Annotated in this window: 26 protein-coding genes and 2 pseudogenes; 11 read left to right on the top strand and 17 right to left on the bottom strand. The window is 74.9% G+C overall.

From position 1 onward, the window contains the following. Positions 1-28 precede the first annotated feature (28 nt). The 3 genes from ABD345_RS04695 to ABD345_RS04685 all read left to right on the top strand — a co-directional run bounded on the left by ABD345_RS04695 (position 29) and on the right by ABD345_RS04685 (position 2,435). On the top strand, positions 29-1,237 hold the full coding sequence (locus ABD345_RS04695; protein ID WP_425556765.1) for a phospholipase D-like domain-containing protein: 1,209 nt from the start codon (positions 29-31) through the stop codon (positions 1,235-1,237). A gap of 104 nt (positions 1,238-1,341) precedes the next feature. Further along, a complete protein-coding gene (locus ABD345_RS04690; protein WP_344550456.1) occupies positions 1,342-1,593 on the top strand; it encodes a hypothetical protein in 252 nt (83 codons plus the stop codon). Between the two features lie 38 nt (positions 1,594-1,631). Further along, the gene (locus ABD345_RS04685) at positions 1,632-2,435 is read left to right on the top strand and encodes a DUF1206 domain-containing protein (RefSeq protein ID WP_344550455.1); all 804 of its coding nucleotides are present in this window, start codon (positions 1,632-1,634) and stop codon (positions 2,433-2,435) included. Between the two features lie 2 nt (positions 2,436-2,437). Here the strand turns inward: ABD345_RS04685 and ABD345_RS04680 are convergent, their stop codons facing one another. Then, a complete protein-coding gene (locus tag ABD345_RS04680) occupies positions 2,438-3,367 on the bottom strand; it encodes a DNA polymerase domain-containing protein (RefSeq protein WP_344550454.1) in 930 nt (309 codons plus the stop codon). A gap of 331 nt (positions 3,368-3,698) precedes the next feature. Between ABD345_RS04680 and ku the strand changes: the two genes are divergently transcribed. After that, the gene (gene ku / locus ABD345_RS04675) at positions 3,699-4,775 is read left to right on the top strand and encodes a non-homologous end joining protein Ku (protein WP_344550453.1); all 1,077 of its coding nucleotides are present in this window, start codon (positions 3,699-3,701) and stop codon (positions 4,773-4,775) included. Between the two features lie 68 nt (positions 4,776-4,843). Here ku and ABD345_RS04670 read toward each other — a convergent pair whose 3' ends face one another. Genes ABD345_RS04670 through ABD345_RS04625 form a run of 10 tightly spaced genes read right to left on the bottom strand, consistent with a single transcriptional unit; the run spans position 4,844 to position 10,617 of the window. After that, positions 4,844-5,131, bottom strand: coding sequence for a gas vesicle protein K (locus ABD345_RS04670; RefSeq protein WP_344550452.1), 288 nt, complete (start codon positions 5,129-5,131; stop codon positions 4,844-4,846). Then, complete coding sequence (locus ABD345_RS04665) at positions 5,128-5,343, bottom strand: gas vesicle protein (RefSeq protein WP_344550451.1); 216 nt, start codon at positions 5,341-5,343, stop codon at positions 5,128-5,130. Before ABD345_RS04665 ends, ABD345_RS04670 begins: the two co-directional genes overlap by 4 nt. Continuing rightward, complete coding sequence (locus tag ABD345_RS04660) at positions 5,340-6,140, bottom strand: GvpL/GvpF family gas vesicle protein (RefSeq protein WP_344550450.1); 801 nt, start codon at positions 6,138-6,140, stop codon at positions 5,340-5,342. The genes ABD345_RS04665 and ABD345_RS04660 overlap by 4 nt, the downstream gene beginning before the upstream one ends. Then, a complete protein-coding gene (locus tag ABD345_RS04655; protein WP_344550570.1) occupies positions 6,137-6,550 on the bottom strand; it encodes a gas vesicle protein in 414 nt (137 codons plus the stop codon). The genes ABD345_RS04660 and ABD345_RS04655 overlap by 4 nt, the downstream gene beginning before the upstream one ends. A 32-nt stretch (positions 6,551-6,582) precedes the next feature. Beyond that, entirely contained in the window at positions 6,583-7,209 is a 627-nt protein-coding gene (gene gvpO, locus ABD345_RS04650) for a gas vesicle protein GvpO (protein ID WP_344550449.1), read from the bottom strand. 3 nt (positions 7,210-7,212) lie between these two features. Beyond that, entirely contained in the window at positions 7,213-7,458 is a 246-nt protein-coding gene (locus ABD345_RS04645) for a gas vesicle protein GvpG (protein ID WP_344550448.1), read from the bottom strand. After that, on the bottom strand, positions 7,449-8,231 hold the full coding sequence (locus ABD345_RS04640) for a GvpL/GvpF family gas vesicle protein (protein ID WP_344550447.1): 783 nt from the start codon (positions 8,229-8,231) through the stop codon (positions 7,449-7,451). The genes ABD345_RS04645 and ABD345_RS04640 overlap by 10 nt, the downstream gene beginning before the upstream one ends. Further along, complete coding sequence (gene gvpJ, locus ABD345_RS04635) at positions 8,228-8,626, bottom strand: gas vesicle protein GvpJ (protein WP_344550446.1); 399 nt, start codon at positions 8,624-8,626, stop codon at positions 8,228-8,230. The genes ABD345_RS04640 and gvpJ overlap by 4 nt, the downstream gene beginning before the upstream one ends. Positions 8,627-8,661: 35 nt before the next feature. Beyond that, entirely contained in the window at positions 8,662-9,831 is a 1,170-nt protein-coding gene (locus ABD345_RS04630; protein WP_344550445.1) for an SRPBCC family protein, read from the bottom strand. Positions 9,832-9,837: 6 nt separating this feature from the next. After that, entirely contained in the window at positions 9,838-10,617 is a 780-nt protein-coding gene (locus ABD345_RS04625) for a hypothetical protein (RefSeq protein ID WP_344550444.1), read from the bottom strand. Positions 10,618-10,808: 191 nt separating this feature from the next. Here ABD345_RS04625 and ABD345_RS04620 point away from each other — a divergent pair, with 191 nt between their 5' ends. From ABD345_RS04620 to ABD345_RS04610, 3 genes are all read left to right on the top strand, one after another. After that, a complete protein-coding gene (locus ABD345_RS04620) occupies positions 10,809-11,069 on the top strand; it encodes a DUF6479 family protein (protein ID WP_344550443.1) in 261 nt (86 codons plus the stop codon). 102 nt (positions 11,070-11,171) lie between these two features. Next, positions 11,172-11,675, top strand: a complete 504-nt coding sequence (locus ABD345_RS04615; protein WP_344550442.1) for a hypothetical protein — start codon at positions 11,172-11,174, stop codon at positions 11,673-11,675. Beyond that, the gene (locus ABD345_RS04610; RefSeq protein WP_344550441.1) at positions 11,668-12,924 is read left to right on the top strand and encodes a PP2C family protein-serine/threonine phosphatase; all 1,257 of its coding nucleotides are present in this window, start codon (positions 11,668-11,670) and stop codon (positions 12,922-12,924) included. The genes ABD345_RS04615 and ABD345_RS04610 overlap by 8 nt, the downstream gene beginning before the upstream one ends. A 109-nt stretch (positions 12,925-13,033) precedes the next feature. On the opposite strand, the gene ABD345_RS04605 is transcribed toward ABD345_RS04610, so the two are convergent. Then, a complete protein-coding gene (locus ABD345_RS04605) occupies positions 13,034-13,204 on the bottom strand; it encodes a hydrophobic protein (protein WP_344550440.1) in 171 nt (56 codons plus the stop codon). A gap of 97 nt (positions 13,205-13,301) precedes the next feature. Then, entirely contained in the window at positions 13,302-15,506 is a 2,205-nt protein-coding gene (locus ABD345_RS04600; protein WP_344550439.1) for a catalase, read from the bottom strand. Positions 15,507-15,672: 166 nt separating this feature from the next. Between ABD345_RS04600 and ABD345_RS04595 the strand changes: the two genes are divergently transcribed. The 3 genes from ABD345_RS04595 to ABD345_RS04585 are packed head-to-tail and all read left to right on the top strand — an operon-like array spanning position 15,673 to position 18,629. Then, positions 15,673-16,635 carry an SDR family NAD(P)-dependent oxidoreductase gene (locus ABD345_RS04595; protein ID WP_344550438.1) on the top strand — a complete coding sequence of 321 codons (963 nt, stop codon included), beginning with the start codon at positions 15,673-15,675 and terminating at the stop codon, positions 16,633-16,635. A gap of 24 nt (positions 16,636-16,659) precedes the next feature. Then, on the top strand, positions 16,660-17,847 hold the full coding sequence (locus tag ABD345_RS04590) for an alcohol dehydrogenase catalytic domain-containing protein (RefSeq protein ID WP_344550437.1): 1,188 nt from the start codon (positions 16,660-16,662) through the stop codon (positions 17,845-17,847). 59 nt (positions 17,848-17,906) lie between these two features. Then, positions 17,907-18,629, top strand: coding sequence for a Mut7-C RNAse domain-containing protein (locus ABD345_RS04585; RefSeq protein ID WP_344550436.1), 723 nt, complete (start codon positions 17,907-17,909; stop codon positions 18,627-18,629). A 121-nt stretch (positions 18,630-18,750) separates the two neighbouring features. Here ABD345_RS04585 and ABD345_RS04580 read toward each other — a convergent pair whose 3' ends face one another. Further along, a complete protein-coding gene (locus tag ABD345_RS04580) occupies positions 18,751-22,275 on the bottom strand; it encodes an nSTAND1 domain-containing NTPase (RefSeq protein WP_344550435.1) in 3,525 nt (1,174 codons plus the stop codon). A 106-nt stretch (positions 22,276-22,381) separates the two neighbouring features. On the opposite strand from ABD345_RS04580, the gene ABD345_RS04575 reads away from it, so the two are divergent. Further along, entirely contained in the window at positions 22,382-22,729 is a 348-nt protein-coding gene (locus tag ABD345_RS04575; protein ID WP_344550434.1) for a CU044_2847 family protein, read from the top strand. 100 nt (positions 22,730-22,829) lie between these two features. Here the strand turns inward: ABD345_RS04575 and ABD345_RS04570 are convergent, their stop codons facing one another. From ABD345_RS04570 to ABD345_RS04560, 3 genes and pseudogenes are all read right to left on the bottom strand, one after another. Further along, the gene (locus tag ABD345_RS04570) at positions 22,830-23,792 is read right to left on the bottom strand and encodes an LLM class F420-dependent oxidoreductase (protein WP_344550433.1); all 963 of its coding nucleotides are present in this window, start codon (positions 23,790-23,792) and stop codon (positions 22,830-22,832) included. Between the two features lie 22 nt (positions 23,793-23,814). After that, positions 23,815-24,301 (bottom strand): annotated as a pseudogene (locus ABD345_RS04565) (hypothetical protein). Further along, a pseudogene (locus tag ABD345_RS04560) lies at positions 24,301-25,209 on the bottom strand (molybdopterin-binding domain-containing protein); the annotation flags it as partial. The pseudogenes ABD345_RS04560 and ABD345_RS04565, both read right to left, overlap by 1 nt. Positions 25,210-25,222 lie beyond the last annotated feature (13 nt).

Below are 25,222 nucleotides of genomic sequence, written 5' to 3'. Positions count from 1 at the left end.
AGCCGCCCGCCCCGTCCGGAGGAGCCCCGTGACCACCGAGATCGCGCCCGAAGCCGCCCCGATCGCCGCCGCCGCGCCATCGGAGGGCGCCCGGCTGCTGCGCCGCCGCCTGGAAGGACTGCTCGGCATCGCCGCGACCGAGGGGAACCTGCTGACGCCGCTGCGCAACGGGGACGAGATCTTCCCGGCCATGCTGGAGGCCGTCGACGGGGCGCGGCGGACGGTCGACCTGATGACCTTCGTCTACTGGCGCGGGGAGATCGCCCGGGTGTTCGCCCGCGCGCTGGCCCGCAAGGCGGCGCAGGGCGTGCGGGTGCGGCTGCTGCTGGACGGCTTCGGCAGCCGGCTGATCGAGCCGGAGCTGACCGACCTGATGGAGCGGGCCGGCGTGCAGATCTCCTGGTTCCGCCGACCGGTGCGGCTGTCCCCGTTCAAGCAGAACCACCGCTGTCACCGCAAGGTCCTGGTGGTGGACGGCCGGGTCGCGTTCACCGGCGGGGTGGGCATCGCCGAGGAGTGGTGCGGCGACGCCCGGCACCCGGGCGAGTGGCGCGACACCCACGTGCGGGTGGTCGGGCCGGCCGTCGACGGCATCGCGGCGGCCTTCGCGCAGAACTGGGCCGAGTGCGCCCCCGGCACGCTGTACGACGCGGCGGACCGGTTCGAGGAGCACGAGCAGCCGGGCGGCGCGGTGGTGCAGGTGGTGCGGGGTTCGGCGGCCGTCGGCTGGCAGGACCTGCAGACCCTGATGCGGGTGGTGATCTCCTCGGCGGAGCGGCGGCTGCGCCTGGCGACGGCGTACTTCGCGCCCGACGAGTACTTCGTCGACCTGCTGTGCGCGGTGGCCCGCCGGGGGGTGGCCGTCGAGCTGCTGGTGCCGGGCGAGCACACCGACAAGCGGGTGTGCCAGCTGGCGGGCGAGCGGTACTTCGGGCGGCTGACCGCCGCCGGGGCCACGGTGTGGCGGTACGGGCCGACGATGATGCACGCCAAGGTGCTGACCGTCGACGGGACGGCGGCGGTGGTCGGTTCGGCGAACTTCAACCGCCGCTCGCTCGACCACGACGAGGAGGTGGTGCTCGCCGTGGTCGACGAGGGGTTCACCGCCGTCCTGGACCGGCACTTCGACGAGGACCTGGCCCGCAGCGAGGCCATCGTCCCGGAGCGCTGGCACCGCCGCGGCCCGGCCCGCCGCGCCCTGGAGGTGGCCACCGCGCCGATCCGGCACTTCCTCTGAGCGGGCCGCCCCGGATCCGGCATTTTCGCCGAACTCCCTTGCGAGGTAAGGGGTTTGGGGTGGTCACGACGGGCAAGGCGGCAGCCATGAGACAGACGACTTCAGTGATATCGGTACTGGCCCACGTACTCGCCGGGATCCTGGTGGTCTGGATCCTGCTGGACCTCTTCGGCGCCAATCAGGGCAACGGCCTGGTCAGCTGGTTCCACACCGCGGCGGACTGGCTCTCGGGCTGGTCGCGCGGCCTGTTCACGGTGTCCAACCACACCGGGCAGGTCCTCCTGGACTACGGCATCCCCGCCGTCGTCTACGTGGCCATCGGCAACCTCGTCACCCGCGGCCGGGCCCTCGACTGACCGGCCGGAACCCTAGGAACGAGTGGAGGAGGACGTCGATGGACGCGGACACGCGGGAGGACGCCCGGCTGGGCCGGGTGACGGAGGTCGCGGGCCGTTCCGGCTTCGTGGCCCGGGGCGTGGTGTACGCCCTGGTCGGGGTGCTGGCCCTGCGGATCGCCTTCGGGGCGGGCGGCGAGGAGGCCGACCGGCAGGGGGCGCTGCACCAGGTGGCGGAGCAGCCGTTCGGCACGGTGCTGCTGTGGGTGCTGGCGGTCGGCTTCGTCGGGATGGCGCTGTGGCGGGCCTCGACGGCGGTGTTCGGCGAGGCCGGGCAGAAGAAGACCGGCTCGCGGGTGCTGTCGGCCGGGCGGGCGGTGTTCTACGGCTTCGTGGCGTGGGGGACGGCCGCGTACGCGGCGGGCTCGGGCGGCGGGTCGGACAGCGACTCCACCTCCAAGGACTGGACGGCCACCACGCTGGGCCTGCCCGGCGGCCGCTGGCTGGTGGGCACGGCCGGGCTGGTGCTGGCGGGCGTCGGTGCGGCGATCGCGGTGCGCGCCGTGCAGCGGCGGTTCCTGCGCAAGCTCGACACCGGCTCGATGCGGCCGCGCACCCGGAGCGCGGTGACCGGGACGGGCGTCTCCGGCAACGTGGCCCGCGGCGCCGTGTACGCGGCCGCGGGGGCGTTCGTCGTGGTGGCGGCCGTCCGGTTCGACCCGGACCGGGCCCGGGGCATGGACGACACCCTGCGCTCCTTCGCCGGCAGCGCGGCCGGCCCGTGGCTGCTGGTCGTGGTGGCGGCCGGGCTGGTGCTGTACGGCGTGTTCTCCTTCGCCTCGGCGCGCTGGCGCCGCTTCTGACCTCAGGCGTCCCCGGACCGGAGCAGGTCGAGACGGCGGCGCGCCGGGCCCAGTGAACGGGCCCGGCGCGCCGCGTCGCGCCACGGGTCGGGGGCGTCCAGGCGCTCCTGCACGGTGGCGAGGGTCCAGCGGCGCGGGATGAGGGCGGGGTCGTCGAGTTCGGCCCGGGCCAGCGGGGTGGCGACCGGCGCGCCGGGCAGCGGGCGGACCGCGTAGGGGGTGACCGCGTTCTGGCCGTAGGCGTTGCGCTGGACGTCGAGGTAGAGCCGCCCCCGGCGGGCCGCCTTGCGGGGCTCGGTGGTGAGCAGGTCGGGGCGGCGGTCGGCGAGCACGGCGGCCACGTCGTGGGCGAAGGCCCGGACCTCGTCGAAGGGGGCCCGGCGGTCGAGCCGGACCAGGACGTGCAGGCCGCGCGAGCCGGTGGTCATCAGGTCGGCGGGGAGGCCGAGTTCGCCGAGCAGGGCGTGCGCCAGGACGGCGGCCTCCCGGACCGGTGCGAAGTCCTCGCCCGCCGGGTCGAGGTCGATGACCAGCAGGTCGGGGTGGTCGGGCCGGTCCGCCCTGGACAGCCAGCGGTGCGGGGTGACGCACGCCTGGCCGACCAGGTAGAGCAGGGTGGCCAGGTCGTCGCAGACCGGGTAGTCGACGGTGCCGCCGGCCTTGGGCAGTTCGCTGCGGTGGATCCAGTCGGGGAAGTGCGCGGGGGTGTCCTTCTGGACGAGCCGGGGCCCGTCGATGCCGTCGGGGTAGCGCTCCAGCATCAGCGGCCGGCCGCGCAGCTGCGGCAGGACGCGGCGGGAGACCCGGCGGTAGTGCGCGGCGAGGTCCGCCTTGGTGATCGCCCCGGCGCGGCCGTCCGCCGGGAACAGCTCCTTGTCGGCCCGTTTCAGCTGGACGATCCGGCCGCTGGCCCGGATCTCGACGGTGGTCATGGCGTGCCCCGTTCGACGGTGGTCGTGGCGCGCCCCGCGCCCGGACCCGGTCGGCGGACGACGGGCGGTCCTGTCCCAGCCGGTCGGGCCGGTCCCGGCGTCTACCCGGCCGGGGCGGGTCCGACACGCCCGCACTGCCGGACGAGCGCCGGGCCTCCCGGAGCGCGCGGTCGTGGGTGCGGGGCCCGGCGCGGGGCCGTGAGCGGGTGCGGGCCGGGGCGCGCGGTCGGACCCTGGTGTGGGCGCGGGCCGGATCGGGCAGCCGCGCGGCAGGACACGGACGGGCGCCGGCCGGACGGACGCGCCCCCGACGAGGAGGAAGGTGGGCACGATGGCCAAGCCGGTGTGGAAGGGGACGTTGTCCTTCGGACTGGTGAGCCTGCCGGTGGCGCTGTACCCGGCGACCGAGTCGCACGCGGTGCGCTTCCACCAGTTGCAGCGCGGCACCACCGACCGGGTGCGGCAGCGGCGGGTGAACGAGCGCACCGGCGAGGAGGTGCCGTTCGAGGACGTGGTCAAGGGCTACGAGCTCGGCGAGGGGCAGTACGTCGTCGTGGAGCCCGCCGAGCTGGAGGAGCTGTCCCCCGGGCGGTCCCGGACGATCGAGATCGGCGGCTTCGCCGACCTGGCGGAGATCGATCCGGTCTTCTTCGACAAGACCTACTACCTGGGCCCGGGCGATCCGGCGACCGCCAAGGTCTACCAGCTCCTGGTCGAGGCGCTCGCGCACTCCGGCCGGGCCGGGATCGCGGTGTTCTCGATGCGCGGCCGGGAGTACCTGACCGCGGTCGACTCCACCGACGGGCTGCTCGAACTGCGCACCATGCACTGGTCCGACGAGCTCCGCGACCCGCAGGCGGAGGTGCCCGACCTGCCCTCCCGGCGCAAGGACTTCAACCGGACGGAGCTCGCCACCGCCGAGCAGCTGATCGACATGCTCACCGTCGGCTGGCACCCGGACGACTACCACGACACCTACGAGGAGCGGGTCCGGGCGCTGGTCGAGGCGAAGGCCGAGGGCCGGGAGATCGCGCTGTCCACCGGCGAGGAACCCGAACCCACCGACCTCACCGACCTGGTGGACGTGCTGCGCCGCAGCCTGGACCAGGCCCGGGCGCAGGGCGGCGGCCGGGCGAAACCGGCCGCGAAACCGGCCGCGAGGGCGGAGCGCTCGGTGCGGTCGGTGAAGTCCGCGAAGTCCGCGAAATCGGCGAAGGCGGCGAAGGCGGCGAAATCGGCGGAGCCTGCGGAGGCCGTGGAGGACCTCGGCTCGCTCAGCAAGACCGAGCTGTACCGGCGGGCCGCCGCGCTCGGCATCCCGCACCGGTCGACCATGACCCGCGACCAGCTCCAGTACGCGCTGAAGGCGGCCACCCGTCCGCGCCGGAACCTCAAGCGGGCGTCCTGAACCGGCGGGCGCCCCGTCCCGTCCGCAGACACGCGGCTACGCGGCCACTCGGTCACTCGGTCACTCGGTCACTCGGTGGAGAGCAGCGGGCCGAGCGGGCCGAGGTCGAGGTTGAGGTCCTCCGGGGTGAGGCCGAAGTGCTCGCGGAGTTCCGCCATCCGCTCCTCCAGCGCCATCAGGGTCAGGCCCAGCCGCTCGACCTGGTCCTCGTCCAGATCGCCCTGGTCGATCCGGCGCAGCGCCTGGCGCTCCATCAGCTGCCGGAGCAGTTCGACCACGGTGAGGACCAGCGAGGCGAGGTCCCGACCGACCGTCTCGGGGTCGAGCTCGACCCGGCGGACCGGTTCGTCGCTCACGGGGCGGCTCCCCCGTCGCTTCCCCCCGGGTCGACCAGCGAGCTGACCGAGGCGATCAGGGCCCGCAGGCTGATCCGGACCAGGTCGATGTCGGCGATCGAGAGGGTGATCTCGCCCGCGATCACCACGCCGCCGGCCAGCAGCCGGTCGAGCAGGTCGACCAGTGCGACGTCGCGCTGCCGCAGCTCGGGGGCGAGCTCTTCGGTGGTCATCGCGCACCGTCCCCGGCGGTCGGCAGGGCGGCGAAGGAGTACGGCGGCCAGGGACCGGTGAGTTCCAGCCGCAGTGCGGGGCCGTGCCGGGCCCGGAGCGCCTCGACCGTGCGGGCGAACTCCGCCGCCCGCGAACGGTGCACCAGGTAGGCGCCGTTGAGCAGCATCGGATCGCGGACGCCGGTCGCCTCCGTGGGCTGCGGCGGGTGCTCGGTGCTGCGGTCGGCGAGCCCGGACAGCGCCAGGTGGACCTGCCGGGCCTGCCCGGCGGCGTCCGTCAGGGCGTGTTCGGCCCGGTCGCGGGCGGTCCGGCGGCGCAGCAGGTAGGCGGTGCCCGGCCGGTCCCCCGCCGGACGGTCGGCTCCGCTCCCGGCGTCGTCCGCGCCGTCCGGGTGCGCCCGGTCCAGGTACGCCTTGACGCCCCACTCGGTGCGGTCGGCGATGTCGGACAGGGCGGCGCGGATGTCGTCGGCGTGCGCCGCCAGCAGGGCGCGGACCCGGTCGTCGTCGCGGTACACCGTGCCGAAGCGGACCGGGAGGGCCCGGCCGCCGGTGGCGGTGGCGGAGACCACCCGGTGGTGGGCGCGCACCGCGCGTTCGAGCCACTGCGGGTCGCCGAGGTGGCGCTGCAGGGCGTCGGAGTCGAAGTCGGCGTCGGGCACCGAGCCGACCACCGCGAGCAGGTCGGCGGCCGCGACCGTCCTCGGGTGCTCGTCGGCGACGCCTCCGGGGGCGCCCTTCGGCGGGGACGGCTCGGGGCCCGCCGGGGCGACGGCGTACAGCCAGGTGTAGGTCACGGCTCCTCCCGCCGCCGCCGGGTGCCCTTCCGGGCCGGGCGGTCGTCGTCCACCGGTTCGGGTTCGGGTGCGGCTCCGGCGCCGGCCTCCCGGGCCTCCCGGGCGTCCTGCGAGCGGGCGGCCTCCAGTTCGCCGAGGCGTTCGCGCAGGCGGCGGTTCTCGGCGGCGAGGTCCCGGCGGCGGTCGCCGGAGGAGAGGGTGGGGTCGTGCTCCCACCAGTCGATGCCCATCTCGCGGGCCCGGTCGACCGAGGCGATCAGCAGCCGGATCCTGATCGTGAGCAGTTCGATGTCCAGCAGGTTGATCCGGATGTCCCCGGCGATCACGATGCCCTTGTCCAGGACGCGTTCGAGCAGGTCGGCCAGGTTGGCGGGTTGCGGCGCGGCGGAGGTCCCGGGGTAGGCGGGCACCGCGCCGGTGCCGCGCCACGGGGCGGGCGTGCTCACGGGTCCTCCTCCCGGTCGGGGGTGCGACCGCGGTGGTAGCGGTCCTCCCGGCGGTAGGCGAGCAGTTCGCCGTCACGGTCGAGGTCGACCCGGTAGACGGCCAGGATGTCGGTGGTGTCGGGGATCCGCCGGCTCTCCACCACCTCGACGCCGATCCGCCAGCCCTCCTCGGTCCGCTCCAGCGAGGTGACGCCCTCCGGGCTGCGCCCGGTCATCGCCCGTACGTGGGTGGCGGCCCGGGCGGCGGCCGCCGCGGCCCCGATCCCGGCCTGCCGCTCGTCCCGGTCGTCGCCCTGCTCCTCGTCCGGCTCCTCGCCCTCGTCCGGCTCCTCGTCCTCGCCCTCCTCCTCGTCGCGGTCGTCGGCTTCGTCCGGCCGGGCCTTGCGGCGGCGCGGCGCCGACCCGCTCGTCCCGCGCTCCGCCGCCGGCCGACGCCGCCGCCGGGGCGACTCGTCCGGCTCCTCATCCGGCTCCTCCGGCTCGTCCGGCTCGTCCGGCTCCTCCGGCGCGTCCCGCTCCTTCACGGTCCGGCGGCGGGGTCGCGGCTCCGCTTCGGGGTCGCGGCGCGCGGTGCGCCGTCGGGGTGCGGCGGTGGACGGGCGGCGGGTGCGTGACTCGGGCACGGTTCATACCTCCAGGTCCCCGATGGTGGGCGGCAGCAGGCGCCGGACCAGTTCCGCCTCCCGGCGCTCGGCCTCCTGCTCGTCGATCGTCCCGGCCTCCCGGGCGGCCTGGACCTCCATCAGCTGCCGGCGCACGGCGGCCGGGTCGTTCAGTTCCTGCCACGCCTGCTCGTGCAGCCGCTCGGCCACCCAGACCACGCCGCGGACGGGGGCGAGCGGCAGGGTGAGCAGGCCGGTGATCAGTCCCATGACCCGGGCCCTTGCGCGTCGACGAGCTGCGGGGCGAAGTCGTACGGGGCCAGTGGGCCGATCAGCCGGAAGTCGACGCGTCCGTCCCAGTCGGCGGCGAGCGCGTCCGCGGCGCGTTCGAAGGCGCTCCAGCGGTCGGCGGCGACCAGGAAGGAGACGGTGGCCGGCTGGTCGGCGGTCGACTCGGCCCGGGAGGTGGCCGCGGCGAGCGGTCCGAGCTCGGCCACCAGGTGGTCGGTGTCGGAGCGGCCGCGGGCGACCAGTGCCTCGGCGACCAGTTCGCCGAGCCGGATCCGGCGGGGCCGGGAGGCGGCTTCCGGTAGCTCGGCGACCTCCTCCCGGAGCCGGGCGATGTCCGGGCGGTGGGCGACGATCTCGCGCAGCACCCGGTCCTGCCGGTAGGTGGCCCGGGCGGTGAACTGGGCGAGGCCGTCCAGGTCCTCCAGCGCGGCCAGGAACCGCTGTTCCTGCGGGGCGAGCAGTTCGTCCGTGACGGCCGCCGTGTCCCGGACCACCGCGCCGAACCGGAACGGCAGGACGGGCGTGCGGGCGGCCGCCACCTCGTCCAGCACCCGGGCGTGGCCGATCAGGTCCCGGGGCGTGCCGAGCGGGCGGCGGACGTCGATCTCGCCGACCAGGGCGGCCACCCCGTGGTGGCTCACCAGCGTCACCGGCGCGGGCGGATCGCCGACCCCGGCCGCCTCGGGCGGGCGGGTGCCGGACGGGACGATCCCGTAGACGTAGCAGGCCGCTTGCGGCGGGGTGGCGCTCATCGCTCGTGCCCCTTCCGGCTGGTGGGCCGCGAACGGCGGCGGGGCCGCTCCTCCGGCTCCTCCTCGTCGTCCTCGTCCTCTCCCCCGCCGATCAGGCCGGACACCTTGTCCTTCACGCCTTCGAGCGCACCGCGGGTCTTGTGCCGCGCTCCGCCCTCCTGCATGCCCTGCACCAGCTCCGGCAGCCCCTGGCTCTTGTCGTCCGCCAGGTCGAGCCGGTTGACCGCCTCGGCGAAGCGCAGGTACGTGTCGACGCTCGCCACCACGATGCGGGCGTCGATGGTCAGCAGTTCGATCCCGACCAGGGAGACCCGGATGTAGATGTCGATGACCAGGCCCTTGTCGAGGATCAGGTCGACCACGTCCACCAGGCCCGAGGAGGACGGGCGGGACATGTAGTTACTGGAACGCGGGGTCACTGACACCGCTCTCACCTCTTCCGGGAGGAGGCCCGGCGGGAGCTTCGGCGGGTGGGCTGTTCGTCCTCGTCCTCGGTGTCCTCCGCGTCCTCCGCGTCCTCGTCCGCACCCTCCTCGTCCTCGTACTCGTCGTCGTCGGGCTCGTCCTCGCCCTCGTCGTCGTACTCCTCGTCGTACTCCTCGTCGTCGTCCTGGCCCTCGTCCTCGTCCTCGTCCTCGGGCCGCTCCTGGTCCTCGTCCTCGTAGCCCTCGTCCTCGGGCTCCTCCTCGTCGTACTCCTCGTCGGGCTCGTCCTGGTCCTGCTGCTGCTCCTCTTCCTCCTTCACCGCGTCCTCGTGCGAGCGCACGACCTCGCTGTCGCGGATCTCGCCGCGCCAGCCCTCGACGCTGTCGGGGTCGAGGATGGTCCGGGTCATCACGTGCCGCCGGAAGTGCTTCAGCTCCAGCCGGGCGCGCCTGCCCTGGGCCCGCCACAGGTTGCCGGTCCGTTCGAACAGGCCCTGGGGGTGGTACTCGAGGACCACCAGGATCCTGGTCAGGTTGGGGGTGAGTTCGTGGAACGTCACCGCACCGTCCACCGAGCCCTTCTCGCCCTTGGAGCGCCACACGATCCGGTCCTCCGGGACCTGTTCGACGATCGTCGACTCCCAGGTGCGGTGCGAGAGGAAGATGCCGGCCTTCCAGCTGAGCTTCTCGTCGGCGGACTGGTCGACGTTCTCGACGCGCTTGGTGTACTTCGGGAAGTCCTGGAACTCCGTCCACGTGTTGTACGCGACCCGGATCGGGACCCCGACGTCGATCTGCTCGATGATGTTGGTGACCTTGGTCTCCTTGCCGCCTCCCCCGCCCCCGCCACCACCGCCGCCGCCGTCCCCGCCGTCGTCTCCCCCGCCGCCGCCGAACTTCCCCACCACGGCCTGCTTCAGCCCGGACGCGCCCGTCTTCAGCAGCGTCTTCGCCATGCCCCCGCCGATCCCGCCGCCCCCGCCGCCACCACCGCCGTCGGCCACGTAGCCGACCAGCCGGTCGGTCACCGAACCGACCTTGTCGCTCGCCGCGGCCACCGCGCGCTCCCCCAGCGCGGACATCAGGTCCTTCGCCTGGTCCATCAGTTGTTCGGTGGGCAGCGCTTTCGTCACACCGCCCGAGCCGTTCTTGCCGTCATCGGACTGCCTGGCCATCGCCGCTCACCCCGTCTTCTTCCTGGACGACGCCTTGGTCCGCGTCCCGCCGCCCCCGGCGCTCTTCGCGCCCGACGCGCTCTTGCGGGCGGACGCGGTCCCGGTCGACTTCCGGCCGGACGACGACGAGGCGGCGGTCTTGCGGGCCGCGGTCGTGCGCGGGGCCGCCGACTTGCGCGGGGCCGCCGCCTTCTTCGCGGCGGTCGACCGGGAGGGGCGCTTCGAGGAGCTGCTCGTGCCGGACGCTCCGCTGCTACTGCTGCGGGACGTGCGGCGGCGCGGCTTCTTCTCCTCCTCGGGCTCCTCCTCCGGTTCCTCCTCCGACTCGGCCTCGTCCTCGGGCTCCTCCTCGGCCTCGTCCGACTCCTCGTCGTCCGGTTCCTCGTCGGGCTCGGGCTCGTCGGGCTCGCTGTCGTCGGACTCGGTCTCGTCCACCTCGTCCGGTTCCTGGTCGTCCGGTCCCTCGTCGTCCTGGCCGCGCGCGGCGGTCCGTTCCCGGACGGCTTCGGTCTGCTGCTGGAGGCGGTCGGTGAGCGCGCTCATCCGGTTGCCCGCAGCCGCCATGACGGCGTCCTTGCCCGCGTCCGCCAGGTCGCCCCGCATTTCGTCCACCAGGCCGCGCAACTGCGGTGAGGACTCCAGGAGTTGACCGACCAGAACGCCGGGATTCGTGCTGAGTTTCTTTCCTGCCGCCATTCCGGCCAGTGCCAACGCCCAGCGGGCCTTGTGCCAGCGCCCCAGGAAGTAGCCCGCGACCACGGCGGTTGCCAACTTCGTGTTGTTCATGGGATTCCCCGGTAAGGAGTCGGACGGCCAGGGGGGGCCGCTCCGCTTCGACAGTCGTACCGCCTACCCGGGGGCCCGAGAACGACACGGCGATTTCCAGGGCTTTTCGGCATTCATCCCGAATTGACCGGGTAGACGCCCGGCGTCACGGGTCCGTTCGAGCGGGCCCGTCCGAGCGGAAGGAGCAGGTCATGACGGTCGACGCGGTACTGGCAGCGGAGTCGAGCGGCCCGTCCCTCCTGGTGGTGATCATTCCGGCGCTGATCGTCGCGGTGCTGCTGATCGGGGCGTTCGTCTGGGGCAGCCGACGGTGGAACCGCCGCCGGCTCCCGGGCGGGCCGGGCCCGACCGGGCAGGGGACGGAGTCCTGGCGCACGCCGGACGGGGAGGGGCCCGGGGGCGGTGCCGACGACCCGGCCGGGCGCCCGTCCGAACGCCGGCCCGAGCGCTGATTCGAACGCCGATCCGGGAGCGGGGCCGTTGACCGGCGCGAGGCCGGGCATACGCGCGGCGTACCCGGAGAGGCGTAGTGAGCGAGGAGGCGAGCAACGGTGGTGGTGCTGTGTCTGGGGGTGGTGGCGGGTTACCTGCTCGGAGGGCTGTTGACGGCCCGGGCGGTCTTCCGGCGGGAGCGGGAGCGCTTCCTGCGGGCGGGCGGGGCGCGGGCGGGTGCCGCGGCGCGGCGGGTCGGCACGTTCGAGCGGCAGGAGCGGCAGCAGACCGAGGCGTTCGCGCTGTGCGCGGGCGCGCTGTGGCCGGTGGCGCTGCCCGTCCTGGCGCTGCACGGCCTGGTCGGCGCGGTGGCGCTGGACCGCGGGCGCCCCGGGGCCGCGGTCCGTCCGGAGCCGTCGGCGGTCGCGGCCCGGATCGAGGAGCTCGAACGCGACCTGCGGCTGGGCCCGCACGCCGAGCCGGCCCCCCGGCTGCCCGCGCCCCGTCCGTCGGGGTCTCGTCCGTCGGGGTCCCGTCCGTCGGGGTCCCGTCCGTCCGCTCCCCGCCCGTCCGGCTCCCGCCCGGCGGGCCGGGCCGTGCCCGGAACGAGCCTGAGCGATGCCTGAGGTACCGGGAGCGCCCGGGGCACCCGACACGACACCGCCGCTGAACCTCGGCGAGGAGCTGCTGGAGCGGTTCCTGACCGCGGGCCGCACCCTCGACCCGGGGGAGGCGCCGCGCTTCGCCGAGCAGTACACCCGGGCGCTGGGCCTGGGCTCGGCGGCCGTGTACCTGGCGGACATCCAGCAGCACCGGCTGGTCGCCCTCGCCGAGGGGCCGGACCTGCCGGTCGACGGCACGCTGGCGGGCTGGGCGTTCCGGACCGGGACGATGCGGGTGGCCGAGGACCCCGACGCGGGCCTGGTGGCCTGGTTCCCGCTGACCGACGGCGCCGAGCGGCTGGGCGTGCTGGGGCTGCGCACGCCGTCGCTGGACCGGGAGGCGGTGCGGCGCTGCCGGCTGCTGACCTCGGTGCTGGCGATGGTGATCACCTCCAAGCGGGACACCAGCGACAGTTACGCGCACGGCACCCGGTCCGACACCATGAGCCTGCCGTCCGAGATGCTGCGGGCCTTCCTGCCGCCGCGGACGGTCTGCACCGACCGGGCGATCTCCACCGCCGTCCTGGAGCCGGCCTACCGGCTGGGCGGGGACGCGTTCGAGCACTCGCTGGCCGACGGGGTGCTGCACGCCGCGGTGCTGGACGCGATGGGCCACGACCTGGCGTCCGGCCTGACCGCCGCGCTGGCGCTGGGCGCCTGCCGCAACGCCCGCCGCAACGGCGCCGACCTGCCGGACCTGGTGGACACCATCGACGAGGCGCTGCACGCCTGGTTCCCGGACCGGTTCGCCACCGGTGTCTTTCTGCGGCTGGACCTCGCCACCGGCACCCTGCACTGGGCGAACTGCGGCCATCCGCACCCGCTGCTGATCCGCTCCGGCGAGGTGGTCCCGGGCGCGCTGGACGGGCCCGGCGAGCTGCCGCTGGGGCTGAGCCACTACACCGGCGCCGCGCGGACGGTGCGGACCTTCTCGCTCAAGCCGGGCGACCGGCTGCTGATCTACACCGACGGGGTGGTGGACGCGAAGGGGGCCAACCACGAGTTCTTCGGCCTGGCCCGGTTCACCGACTTCGTGATCCGGGCCGCCGGCGCCGGGGAGACCGCGCCGGAGACGCTGCGCCGGCTGATGCACGCGATCCTGGAGCACCAGGACGAGGGGCTCACCGACGACGCGACCATCATGATGATCGAGTGGCAGCCGCTCGCCCCGCCGCTGCTGGACGACACCCGTCCCCGCGCCTCCCGCTGGTGAGGCCCCCGCTCGACGTGCCGCACGTCGTACGTACCGCCCGCACCGCACGTACGCCGACGGCGGAGGCCGTGAGCCTCCGCCGTCGGCGTCGTCGGTACCGCGGGATCCGCTACCAGCGGTACCAACGTCCGCGGCCGCCGGTCGCGTTGGTGCCGCGGGCGATGAAGCCCACCAGCCACACGACGAGCACGATGACCGCGACCCACCACAGGATCTTCACCGCGAACCCGGCGCCGAACAGGAGCAGGGCCAGGAGCAGGACCAGCAGAAGCGGAACCACGATTTGTCCTCCTTCGGATCAGTACGTCCGCCGTCTGCCCGCTGATCGCCCGTCCATGCCGTCACCGGTACGAAAATCCGTCCGATTCCGCGCCGGTTCAGCCCTGCTCGGGCGGCGGGAAGCGGTCCCAGACCCGGTGCCCGGCGAGCAGGTCCGCCAGGTCGCGCAGGACCTGCACCGGGTCGGTGCCGAGGACGAGGCCGGGCCCGTCCGACGGGAGCCCGGCGGCCGCCAGGACGTCGCGGGCGTCGCCCCAGCCGCCGATCGCCTTGGCGTGCCGCCACGCCTCGCCGAGCAGCAGGACCAGCCGCGGGTCGAGGGCGGCGTGCGGTCCGGCGGCGCGGGCGTCCCGGGCGGGGGCGGCGTCGGGGGCGGGGCCGGGGACGCCGGCCAGCAGGACGGCGTCGAACTCGATCGAGCGGGCGGTGGCGAAGCTGCGCTGCACCTCGGCCGGATCGCCGCCGGTGGGGGCGACCACCAGGGGCACCAGGTCGGCGGCGAGCGCGGCCTCGCGGACGGCGGCGAGCACGCCGGGGTCGGTGTCGGGGCCGGTGAGGATGCCCACCGTCCGGCCCGCGACCGGCCACTCGCGGCCGAGCTGGGAGAGCGCGGGGCTGGGGTCGGGGTCGGCCAGGTCGCCGTCGGGGGCGGGCGCGGGCAGGCCGAGGCCGGTGGCGACCTCGGCGCACAGCCGGGCGTCGATCCGGGCCAGCACCCGCAGGTTGCGTTCGCGGACGGCGGGTTCGGTGCACTTGCCGAGCTCGAAGGAGTAGGCGTTGATGATGTGCTCCTGCTCGACGGGCGTCATGCTGAGCCAGAAGAGCCGGGCCTGGCTGTAGTGGTCGTCGAACGAGGCGGGCGCCTCCCGGACCTTCCGGGACTCGGGGACGGGCTGCGGGTGCTCGATGAAGGCGTGTTCGTCGGCGCCGGCGAAGAACGGGCAGCCGCCGTCCAGCGAGTTGGGCTTGTAGGGGGCGACGCCGGTGTGCACGGCGTCCTGGTGGAAGCCGTCGCGCAGCATGTCGTTGACGGGGGCGTGGGTGCGGTTGATCGGGATCTGGGCGAAGTTGGGGCCACCCAGCCGGGTGATCTGGGTGTCCAGGTAGGAGAAGAGCCGGCCGGAGAGCAGCGGGTCGTCGGTGATGTCGATGCCGGGCACCAGGTGGCCGGGGTGGAAGGCGACCTGCTCGACCTCGGCGAAGAAGTTGGTCGGGTTGGCGTTCAGGGTCATCAGGCCGAGCGGCTGGACCGGCACCAGCTCCTCGGGGACGATCTTCGTCGGGTCGAGCAGGTCGATGCCCTCGAAGGTCTGCTCGGGGGTGTCCGGCATGACCTGGACGCCGAGTTCCCAGTGCGGGAACGCGCCGGCCTCGATGGCGTCGTACAGGTCGCGGCGGTGGAAGTCGGGGTCGGCGCCGCCGATCAGCTGGGCCTCGTCCCAGGTCAGCGAGTGGACGCCGAGCTTGGGCTTCCAGTGCCACTTGACCAGGGAGGTGGAGCCGTCGGGGGCGATCAGCCGGAAGGTGTGGATGCCGAAGCCCTCCATCGTCCGGTAGGAGCGCGGGATGCCCCGGTCGGACATGTTCCACAGGGTGTGGTGGGTGGCCTCGGTGTGCAGCGAGACGAAGTCCCAGAAGGTGTCGTGGGCGGACTGCGCCTGCGGGATCTCCCGGTCGGGGTGCGGTTTGCCCGCGTGGATGACGTCCGGGAACTTGATCGCGTCCTGGATGAAGAACACCGGGATGTTGTTGCCGACCAGGTCGAAGACGCCCTCGTCGGTGTAGAACTTGGTGGCGAAGCCGCGGGTGTCGCGGACGGTGTCGGCGGAGCCGCGCGAGCCGAGCACGGTGGAGAACCGGACGAAGACGGGCGTCCTGACTCCGGCCGCGAGGAACCCGGCCTTGCTGAGGCCCGCGCCCGTGCCGTAGCTCTCGAACACGCCGTGCGCGGCGGCGCCGCGGGCGTGCACCACGCGCTCGGGGATCCGCTCGTGGTCGAAATGGGTGATCTTCTCGCGCAGGTGGTGGTCCTGGAGCAGGACGGGGCCGCGCGGTCCGGCCTTCAGCGAGTGGTCGGAGTCCGGCAGCCGGGTGCCCTGCGCGTTGGTCAGGTACGCACCGTCCTGGGCGCGGACCGGGCCGCTGCCGTCCTGCGGGCGGCGGCCGGTCGCCGAGAGCGGCTCGGGGGCGGCCTGGTCGGGCTTGGGCGGCAGCGGCGGGCGGGGCTCGACGGGCTCCTCGACCGTCGGTTCGCCGGCGCTGGGCGCGCCGGGCAGGTCGGGGCGGGTGTCGTCGGCAGTCATGGGTGTCCTTCCGGAGCGTGGAGGTCGTGGGCGTCACCGTCCCGGCTAACCCGCCGGGCCCGAGCAGAAACGGACGAATGTCCCCGTACATCTCTTATCGCCCGGTTTCCTCCCCTGCACCTCGGGCAGGCGCGGCACAGTCGGATGCGGAGAAGGGGTGACGGACGTGGCACGGGTGGATTTCGCGGACCGGGCGGCGCTGGTCACCGGCGGGTCGCGCGGGTTGGGCCTGCTGGTCGCCGAGGAGCTGGCCCGGCGCGGCTGCCGGGTCGCGGTGTGCGCCCGGAACGGCGCCGAACTGGCTTTCGCGGAGCGGAGACTGGGGCGGCTGACGACCCGGCGGGCGGCGCTGGAGTGCGACCTGTCGGTGCCGGGCGCGGGGCGGGCGGTGGCCGCGGAGGCGGCCGAACGGCTGGGGCGTCCGCTGGACCTGCTGGTGAACAACGCGGGGGTGATCCAGGTCGGGCCGCTGCCGGCGCTGGTCGGGGACGACTTCCGCTCCTCCTGGGACGTCATGGTCGCGGCGCCGGTGGAACTGGTGCTGGCCGTGCTGCCCGGCATGCGCGAGCGCGGCGCGGGCTCGGTGGTGAACATCGCCTCGATCGGCGGGCCCGTCCCGGCGCCGCACCTGCTGCCGTACGTGACGGCGAAGGCCGCGCTGGCGGCGTTCTCCCGCGGGCTGCGGGTGGAGCTGGCCGGCACGGGGGTGCGGGTGACCACGGTGGTGCCGGGCCTGATGCGGACGGGCTCGCACCGGGCGGCCCGGTTCTCCGGCCGGGCGCCGCTGGAGTACTCCTGGTTCGGCCCGGCGGCGAGCCTGCCGCTGCTGTCGATGGACGCGGGCCGGGCGGCGCGCCGGATCGTGCGGGCCGCCGAACGGGGGCGGCCGGAGCTGGTGCTGACCCCGGCGGCGAAGCTGGCGGTGCGCCTGGAGGGGGTGGCCCCGGCGACGTTCGGGGCGCTGCTGGGCGCGGCGGGCCGGCTGCTGCCGGGGCCGGGCCGGGTGGCGGAGCACGACCTGCCGGGCGAGGCGGCGGCCGGGCGCACCGGACGGCTGGTGCCGGTGCTGACCGCCCTCGGCGACCGGGCCGGGCGGGAGAACAACGAACCCGGCCCGCAGGCGAATTGACCATCCCCACGGAAGGAGCGCGTGATGCGCGCGGTGACCTGGCAGGGCAGGCGGGACGTCAAGGTGACGGAGGTGCCCGACCCGCGGATCCAAGAACCCTCGGACGTGCTGGTGGAGGTGACCTCGACCGGCCTGTGCGGCTCCGACCTGCACCTGTACGAGGTGCTCGGGCCGTTCCTCGACCCGGGCGACGTCCTGGGCCACGAGGCGATGGGCACCGTCCGCGAGGTGGGCGGCGCGGTGCGCGCGCTGAGCCCGGGCGACCGGGTGGTGGTGCCGTTCAACGTCAGCTGCGGCACCTGCCGGATGTGCGCGAACGGGCTGCACTCGCAGTGCGAGACCACCCAGGTGCGCGAGTACGGCAGCGGCGCGGCGCTGTTCGGCTACACCAAGCTGTACGGCCAGGTGCCGGGCGGTCAGGCCGAGCTGCTGCGGGTCCCGTTCGGCGACACGCTGCCGGTGAAGGTGCCGCACGGGCCGCCGGACGACCGGTTCGTGTTCCTCTCCGACGTGCTGCCGACGGCCTGGCAGGCGCTGGAGTACGCGGCGGTGCCGGAGGGCGGCACGCTGCTGGTGCTGGGCCTGGGCCCGATCGGCGAGATGTGCGTGCGGATGGCGCTGCTGCGCCCGGGGGTGCGGCAGGTGATCGGCGTCGACCTGGTGCCGGAGCGGCTGCAGCGGGCCCGCGAGCGCGGCGCGGTGGTGCTGGACCTGAACGACCGGCCCGAGCAGCTGCCGGAGGTCGTCCGCGACCTGACCGACGGGCTCGGCCCGGACAGCGTGGTCGACGCGGTCGGCATGGAGGCGCACGGCTCCCCCGCCGCGTCGGTGGCGCAGCGGGTGACCGGCCTGCTGCCGGACGCGCTGGCCCGGACGCTGATGCAGAAGGCCGGGGTGGACCGGCTGCAGGCGCTGCACCTGGCGGTGGAGCTGGTGCGGCGCGGCGGCACCATCTCGGTGTCCGGCGTGTACGGCGGCGCGGCCGACCCGATGCCGCTGCTGACCATGTTCGACAAGCAGCTCCAGCTGCGGATGGGCCAGGCCAACGTGCGCCGCTGGACGGACGAGCTGCTGCCGCTGCTGACCGACGCCGACCCGCTGGGCGTGGACTCCTTCGCCACCCACCACCTGCCGCTGGCCGAGGCGCCGGAGGCGTACGCGATGTTCCAGCAGAAGCGGGACGGCGCGGTCAAGGTGCTGTTCAAGCCCTGACCGGGCGGACCGCGGCCCCGGGTGGGAGGAGCGCTCGGGGCCGCTGGCATGCTGGTGCCGTGGAGAGACCGGAGATCTGGATCGAGTTCGCCCCCGACCTGCACCTCTTCGTCCGCGCCCGGTACCGCGACGGGCTCGCCGCGGTGCGGACCGACGGCGCCTCGACGCTCGGGCACGTGGTCGAGTCGCTGGGCGTCCCGCTCACCGAGGTCGGCGAACTGCGCGTCGACGGCGGGCCCGTGCCCGCCTCCCGGGTCGCCGGGCCGGGCGCCCGGGTCGCGGTGCTCGGGGTGACCAGGCCCCAGCGGCTGGCCGGACCGGCCCGCTTCCTGCTCGACGTCCACCTGGGCACGCTGGCCCGCCGGCTGCGGCTGCTCGGCGTCGACGCCGCGTACGAGAGCGTGGACATCGGCGACCCGGCGCTGGCCGCCCGGTCGGCCGCCGAGCGGCGGGTGCTGCTCTCCCGGGACCGGGGCCTGCTGCACCGGCGCGAGCTGTGGGCCGGCGGCTACGTCTACAGCCACCGGCCGGCCGACCAACTGCGCGACGTGCTCTCCCGGTTCGCGCCGCCGCTGGCGCCGTGGACCAGGTGCACCGCCTGCAACGGCACGCTGCGCGCCGCCGCCAAGGAGGCGGTGCACGACCGGATCGAGGAGGGGACCGAGCGCTCGTACGACGCCTTCGCCCAGTGCGCCGACTGCGGGCAGGTCTACTGGCGCGGGGCGCACCACGCGCGCCTGGACGCGATCGTGGCGGCGGCGGTCGCCGAGTTCGGCGGCTGACCGGGCGTTTCATCCCCGCGTTCAGGGCTCGTGTTCCGGGCCGGGTCGGGGTTGGTCCGCCAGTGGGACGGCGCCGTGGCAGTGACCGGCCGGACCGCCGACGCCGCCGGGCGGCGGGCGCTCAGCCGGCCGGGCACGCCCGGCCCGCGGCGGTGTCCCGCCACCCGTCGGGCGGGTCGCCGTCGTTCAGGAGCGCCGCACAGAGGTGTGCCACCTGGTGGCGGGAGTCGGGCACGGCCTGCGGCGACCGTTCCTCGGCCTGGAGCCGTTCCCACGGCGTGCGTCCGTCCTTCGGCAGGATCAGGCCCACGGCGCCCCGGGTGAACAGCGCGATCGGCGCGTCCGGTCCCTCGCCGATCCGACGCACCAGCAACCAGGGGTCGCCGAGCCGAGCAGGGGGAACGGCGGGATCGTCGAGCTCGTCGCGGCCGACCTGCCACTCGAACACCTCGTGCCCGGTGTCGGACGTCAAGGAGGCGGTCACGATGGTCAGCCGGGTGCCGTGCGGGTCGAGCGCGAGCGCTCCGGCGACCGCGGCGGCCGGCTGTCCGCCGGAGCGGGCGACCAGGGACCCGCTGGCGACGTCCCACGCCCGGAACTCTCCGGCGAGCCCGGACGGAGCGTTCGCACCGCCGTCGGCGGGTACCCCGGCCGCCACCCGGGTGCCGTCCGCCGACACCGCCGCCCCTGCGGGCGCCAGCCCCCGGGCCAGTACCGTCCAGCGGGCCGGCGCACCGGTGAGGTCGACGTGGTGGAGGGAGGAGGAAGGTCGGCCGTCGGCCGTGGGACGGTCGTCGGACCCGTCGCCGCCCAGCAGGACCGCCGCCGAGCCACCGGGCGCCAGCCAGAGGCCGGACACCTGGGAGAGCGGCACGCTCCGGCCGGACGCCGGTGGGACTCGCCCGACGTCGGGGAGCGCCGCGCCCGTGTCGAGGTCCCACCGCAGCAGCTCGGCGTCGTCCCGCACCACGCCGAGCACCCGTTCCGACGGGTCGACGCTGAGGGCGGCGACACCGGTCGCCAAGCCGAACGGTCCGATCGGGAAGGACCGGACGCGCCCGCCGACGAGGTCGTGGACGACCACGCACACGGTCAGCTGCATGCCGGTGGCCCCGTCGTTGCAGGCCGTGGTCCGCCCGCCCGAGTCCTCGGGCGAGGACGACACCACCGCGTAGGCGGCGTACCGACCGCCGGCGCTGACGGCGGCCAGGCGGAGGAAGCCGACCTCGCTGTTCGGGAGCACCCGCGGGGTCAGTCGGCCGTCGCGCAGCTGCCAGACGGTGGCCCGTCCGCCATCGGTGCTGATGAGCGTGCGGCCGTCCGCCGTGGAGGTGTTCCGCAGGTTGTAGGCGTCCGAGGAGGCGTCCTCCCGGGAGCCCCCGGTCGTGCCGTCCGGGAGGAGCCGGTCGACGTCACGGGCCCAGGTCCACGCGTCGTCGACCGCGTGCCGTGCCGTGCCGATCGGGCTGCTCCGGTACGCCCGCAGCGCCTCGGTGGCCGACCAGTAGTTGTTGGCGCCCGCGTGGTCCCTGGCGTCCATGGCCAGCGTGGCGGCCTCGTCGGCGGCGCGCCGCACCTCGTCGTTGTGCTCGGTCACCGCTATGGGCACGATCCACGCGGTCAGGAAGGCCAGGACCGCCAGGAATCCCCGCCGGGTCCGCCGCCTCCGGCGGCTCCGGGTGATGAAGTCGTGTTCGTCCAGGCTCAGTTCGAGGTCGTGCGAGCGTGCCCACCGACGGGCGTCCCGGAGGTCTGCCGCGCCGGTCAGCAGGCGCCGACCGCGTTCGCCGCTCGCCTCCCACTGGGCAATCCGTTGCCGGAGGCCCTCCTGCCAGAGCCGGAACTCCCGGCTGGCGGCAAGGACGTCGTTCAGCCGGGCCCAGTGGGTGGCGAGGGTGTCGTGGGCGAGCTCGGCCCCGACCACCGGGTACCCGTCCGGCGACGTGCGGTCCGTCTCCCGCAGGACGAGCAGCCGGGCGCCCGCCAGGACGCTCGCGACGGCGAGCAGGCCGGTGTCCTCGTCTTCGAGGAGGGCGAGCCGGCGGACGTAGCCGCTGCCCTCGGACAGCGGGCTGGCCAACTGGGCCAGCAGCCGGTCGGCGTGGGCCCGGTGCTCGGCGTCGAGTCCGCTCCACACGTTCTCGGCGTGCCGGGCGAGGGCGCCCCGCACACCGCCGAGCGTGTCGTACGCCGCGTGGGTGAGCCGGCCGTGGTCCTGCCGCGCCCACAGCTCGGCGGCCACGAACTGGAGCAGCGGCAGAGCTCCGGAGGTCGGCCCCGCGTCCGTCAGCAGGCGGTCCACCAGGCCCGCTTCGAAGGTCACCGACGGCGTGTGGCGCAGCGGTCCGGTCAGCGCCTCGTGCAGTTCGCCGCTGCTCGGCTCGGCGACCGTGACCAGCCGTTCCTCCTGGACCAGCGGCGAGGACTCGGCGGCCTGGAGGGCGGTGCCGAGGAAGTCGGCCCGGAGCACGGTCAGCACGGTGAACGGCGGGTGGGGGTCCAGGGCCCGGCCGAGCAGGTCGTTGAAGTCGGCCGCCTCCTCGGACGCCCCGGCCCACGCCTCCTCCCACTGGTCGACGACGAGCAGCAGCCGGTCGGCCCCGCACCGCGCGAGGACGGTCCGGACGACCTCGCGTTCGTGCCCGTCCCTGAGCGCCTGCTCGATCCGGCCGCTGCCGGCGACCCGGTCGGCCGGTTCGCGGTCCGGGGCGACCGCGCGGTCGAGCGCGGCGGCGAGCGCCCGCAGCGGGGTGAGGCCGCCCGAGGGCCGCAGCAGGACGACCAGCGTGTCCTGTCGCGCGCGGAGGGCGGGCAGGACTCCGGCCCGAACCAGCGAGGACTTCCCCGCGCCGGACGACCCGATGACCGTCGTCACCGGCGTCCGGTCGACGAGGTCGGTGATGCGGCGGACCAGCTCGGTCCGGCCGAAGAACAGGTGCGCGTCCTCTTCGTCGAAGGCGCGCAGGCCGGGGAACGGGGAGGGCGGGCGCGCCACCGCGCGCAGCCCGGGCAGCGCGGCGTGCAGGACGGCCGTCGGCACCAGGTAGCCGCTGAGGCCGCCGCGCGGCCCCTGCCAGGCGGCGACCATGACGCCGAGCGCGCCCTCGCCGCCGGCGTCCCACACCGGCGCCCCGGAGACCCCCTCCTGGAAGTCGAAGGCACCGGCCCGGTCCACGTCGACCTGCACCCAGCCGGCAGCCTGCGGTCCGCGCAGTCGGCCCAGGATCCACACCCCGTCGTCCAGGCGCTTCGGGAAGCCGAACGTCATGATCCGGTCGTCGAACCGGGCGGCGCGCTCGGAGAGGGCGGCCGGCGCGGCTCCCGGCGGGGCGTCCTCCAGCAGGCGCAGCAGCGCCAGGTCCTCGGGCTCTCCGGGAGGCCCGTCCGCGGCGGGCGGCACCCAGTGGACGACCTCGGCCGCGATCCGGCGGCCGGGCGCCAGCAGCGGGAAGTCCACCTCGACCGGCCCGTCCGGACGCTCGGCCGACTCCTTGCCCCGGCCCAGCGCGACGTTCACCACGTGGGCGACGGTGACCAGGTGCCCCGGCGCCGCCAGCACGGCGCCGCCGGCCGGCCTCCCGCGGTGGTCCCAGACCCGGACCACGGCCGCACCGGGCCCCGTCACTCCGCTGATGCCGACCGTCATGAGGCTCCCCCGGCCCTCCGCGCGAACGACCCGCCCCCCGTCCGACAGCGCCTGGAGCTAGCCTAATGCCACATCAACATGCTTTGCAGCAAAGGAGATTGAAAGAATGCCGGAACTCTTCACGATTCCTCTCGACGACGGCGGACACCTCACCGTCGAGGTCGCGGAGGAGGCCGGCGGGATCCAGCGGGTGGGCCGCGGACCCGACGCGGTGCGCCACGGCGCGGAGACCTTCCAGGAGGCCGTCGGTCGGATCCGACCCGCACTCGCCTCGGTCGTCGGCCAGATCAGGAGCCTGGCCGACGCGCCGGAGCGGGTCACCGTCGGGTTCGGGATCAAGCTCACGGCCGAGGCCGGTGTGGTGATCGCCAAGACCGCGACGGAGGCCAACTTCACCATCACCGCGGAGTGGCGGCGCGCCTCCCCGCCCCCCGCCGACGGGCAGCCCGCCTGAGGAAGTGTCGGATATTCGGGTGATTGCTCGTTCTTGAGGTCGTCGGCGAGGCGGCGGGCTGCTTCGGTGTAGCCGACCGCCCCGCCGCGACCCGGCCGGGTCAGGCGGCGCGCAGCGCGGGCAGCAGCTCGTGCTCGGCCCAGTCGGCGAACGCGGGCTGGCTCTCGCCGCCGACCTGGATCAGGGCGAGTTCGTCGAACCCGGCCGCGGCGTAGGGGCGGACGGCGTCGAGGAAGTCCTCGACCCGGTCGCCGCACGGGATGGAGCCGGCGACGTCCTCGGGGCGGACGTACTGGTTGGCGGCGGCGAAGGCGGCGGTGCCGGGGAGGTCGGCGTTGACCTTCCAGCCACCGCCGAACCAGCGGAACTGGGCGTGCGCGCGGGCGACGGCGGCGTCCCGGTCACGGTCGAAGCAGACCGGCACCTGGCCGACCGCGGGCTTGCCCGCGCCGCCGGCCTCGGCGAAGGCGGTGAGCAGTTCGCGCTCGGGCTGGACGGCGATCACCAGGTCGGCGAGCCGCCCGGCGGTGGCGCAGGAGACCGGCCCGGAGACGGCGACGCCGATCGGCGGCGGCTGCTCGGGCAGGTCCCAGAGCTTGGCGCCGTCCACCTGGAAGTGGCGTCCGTGGTGGGTGACGTAGCCGCCGGCGAACAGCGCCCGGATGATCTCCACGGCCTCGGCCAGCATCTCCTGCCGGACCGCGACGGGGGGCCAACCGCGGCCCACCACGTGCTCGTTGAGGTTCTCCCCGCTGCCCAGCCCGAGCCGGAACCGCCCCTCGGAGAGCAGTTGCACGGTGGCGGCCTTCTGCGCGACCACCGCCGGGTGGTAGCGGACGGTCGGGCAGGTCACGTACGTCATCAGCGGCAGTTCGGCGGTGGCCTGGGCGACCGCGCCGAGCACCGCCCAGGCGTAGGGGGCGTGGCCCTGCTCGTCCAGCCAGGGGAAGTAGTGGTCGGAGACGACCGCGAAGTCGAACCCGGCCCGTTCGGCGCGCACCGCGTCGGCGACCAGGTCGCGCGGGCCGCGCTGCTCGGTCATGAGGGTGTATCCGATGCGCATGGGTGGCTCCTCCCGTAGTGGTCTACGCGGTCAGCAGCTGTGGTGAGAGCGTCTTGATCAGGGTGTTGGTCCAGCGGCATCTGGCGGAGCGTCTGCGGGTGGCAGCGGCTCGCCAGGGCGAGCAGTCCGCCGTCCCGGCCGGCCTGCGCGGCCTGGGCGAGCATCTCCCAGTGCAGCGAGTTGCGGCTCGCGGCGAGGTGCAGTTCGCCCAGGGTCTCCAGCAGGGCGGGGAGGCCGGGTTCGGGGTGCGGGTCGAGATCCTCCGCGGCCTTGCGGCGCAGCCGGGTGAGGGCGGCGGAGGGCTCCCGGTCGGCGGGCAGGTGCAGGCCGCGCTCGGTGGCGGTGGCGGCGATCAGCCGGGCGTGTTCGGCGGACCAGCGGGCGGTGTCGGTGGCGACGTGGTGGAACTCGTGTTCGTCCCGGTGGTCCTCGGCGGCGGCCAGCAGGCCGTCCCGGAGGGCGAGTTCGCCGCTGTGGAGGGCGTACAGCACGGCTTCGACGGGGTTCACGGGGTGGCCTCCGGGGCGGGGTCGGGCCGCTGGTCGGCGAGTTCGGCGACGTGCGCGGCGTTCTGCCAGTTGCGGAAGCCGGGCAGGTCGCCGTCGGCGCCGCACTCGCGGGTGTTCTCGGCGGTGGGCTGGCCGTTCATCTGGAGCACCCCGCAGCCGGGGCGGCCGAGCATGCCGCGCAGCAGCTGGAGGTTGTCGACCTGGACGGCGGCGGTGGCCTGGCGCGACTGGTAGACGCCCTGCAGCACGGTGGAGAGCAACCTCCGTGCGTCGCCGAGCAGTTCGGCGGCCCGCCGGATCTCCCGGGCGGGCACGTCGCAGATCCGCGCGGCCCACGCGGGGGTGCGCTTCTCGACGCACAGCAGCCGGGGCGGTTCGGGCCCGGCGAGGCGGTCCGGCACCCGCATCCACAGCACCGGCTGGGTCTCGGCCATGTTGCGGCCGAACAGGGCGAACGTGTCGCAGTGGTCGACGTCGGTGTGGGAGGCGGGCTGGCCGTCGCAGCCGAAGGTCTCCTTGAGCGCCTCGGCGGCGGTGGCGGTGCACAGCCGGGTGCTGCCGTCCAGGTGGTTGGTGTCGATGCCCGCGCGGGCGATCACCGCGAGCGTGTGGTACTCCTCCGGGAACAGCTGCCCGGAGGTGTGGAAACCGATCGCGCCGGGGCCGTGCGCGTCCAGCGGCTGCTTCGTCCGGTCGTCGGTCCGGCCGCGCACCCCGACGATCCGGCCGTCGCGCACCGCGACGTCCATCGCGTCGCCGTTGGAGTGCAGCAGCGAGGCGGCCGGCACCCAGCGGTCGACGCCGGATCCGGTCAGGTGGCTGTCGCGGCGGGCCGGCCACGGCTGCCCCGGTCCGTACGGGGTCCGGTCGCCCCAGGGTTCGGCGATCCGGTCGATCCGTCCGCGCATGGCTCCACCTCCG

Origin of the sequence: Kitasatospora saccharophila (assembly GCF_039529925.1) — a bacterium.
Lineage (GTDB): Bacteria > Actinomycetota > Actinomycetes > Streptomycetales > Streptomycetaceae > Kitasatospora > Kitasatospora saccharophila.
The sequence above is the reverse complement of the archived record's forward strand: the minus strand, read 5'-3'. Positions and strand labels throughout refer to the sequence as shown.

Excerpts from the sequence above, each read along its gene's own strand:
- ABD345_RS04685 (WP_344550455.1), top strand. The coding sequence starts at position 1,632 with ATGGACGCGGACACGCGGGAGGACGCCCGGCTGGGCCGGGTGACGGAG.
- ABD345_RS04680 (WP_344550454.1), bottom strand. The coding sequence starts at position 3,367 with ATGACCACCGTCGAGATCCGGGCCAGCGGCCGGATCGTCCAGCTGAAA.
- ku (WP_344550453.1), top strand. The coding sequence starts at position 3,699 with ATGGCCAAGCCGGTGTGGAAGGGGACGTTGTCCTTCGGACTGGTGAGC.
- ABD345_RS04665 (WP_344550451.1), bottom strand. The coding sequence starts at position 5,343 with ATGACCACCGAAGAGCTCGCCCCCGAGCTGCGGCAGCGCGACGTCGCA.
- ABD345_RS04645 (WP_344550448.1), bottom strand. The coding sequence starts at position 7,458 with ATGGGACTGATCACCGGCCTGCTCACCCTGCCGCTCGCCCCCGTCCGC.
- ABD345_RS04640 (WP_344550447.1), bottom strand. The coding sequence starts at position 8,231 with ATGAGCGCCACCCCGCCGCAAGCGGCCTGCTACGTCTACGGGATCGTC.
- gvpJ (WP_344550446.1), bottom strand. The coding sequence starts at position 8,626 with ATGTCCCGCCCGTCCTCCTCGGGCCTGGTGGACGTGGTCGACCTGATC.
- ABD345_RS04630 (WP_344550445.1), bottom strand. The coding sequence starts at position 9,831 with ATGGCCAGGCAGTCCGATGACGGCAAGAACGGCTCGGGCGGTGTGACG.
- ABD345_RS04625 (WP_344550444.1), bottom strand. The coding sequence starts at position 10,617 with ATGAACAACACGAAGTTGGCAACCGCCGTGGTCGCGGGCTACTTCCTG.
- ABD345_RS04620 (WP_344550443.1), top strand. The coding sequence starts at position 10,809 with ATGACGGTCGACGCGGTACTGGCAGCGGAGTCGAGCGGCCCGTCCCTC.
- ABD345_RS04610 (WP_344550441.1), top strand. The coding sequence starts at position 11,668 with ATGCCTGAGGTACCGGGAGCGCCCGGGGCACCCGACACGACACCGCCG.
- ABD345_RS04600 (WP_344550439.1), bottom strand. The coding sequence starts at position 15,506 with ATGACTGCCGACGACACCCGCCCCGACCTGCCCGGCGCGCCCAGCGCC.
- ABD345_RS04590 (WP_344550437.1), top strand. The coding sequence starts at position 16,660 with ATGCGCGCGGTGACCTGGCAGGGCAGGCGGGACGTCAAGGTGACGGAG.
- ABD345_RS04580 (WP_344550435.1), bottom strand. The coding sequence starts at position 22,275 with ATGACGGTCGGCATCAGCGGAGTGACGGGGCCCGGTGCGGCCGTGGTC.
- ABD345_RS04575 (WP_344550434.1), top strand. The coding sequence starts at position 22,382 with ATGCCGGAACTCTTCACGATTCCTCTCGACGACGGCGGACACCTCACC.
- ABD345_RS04570 (WP_344550433.1), bottom strand. The coding sequence starts at position 23,792 with ATGCGCATCGGATACACCCTCATGACCGAGCAGCGCGGCCCGCGCGAC.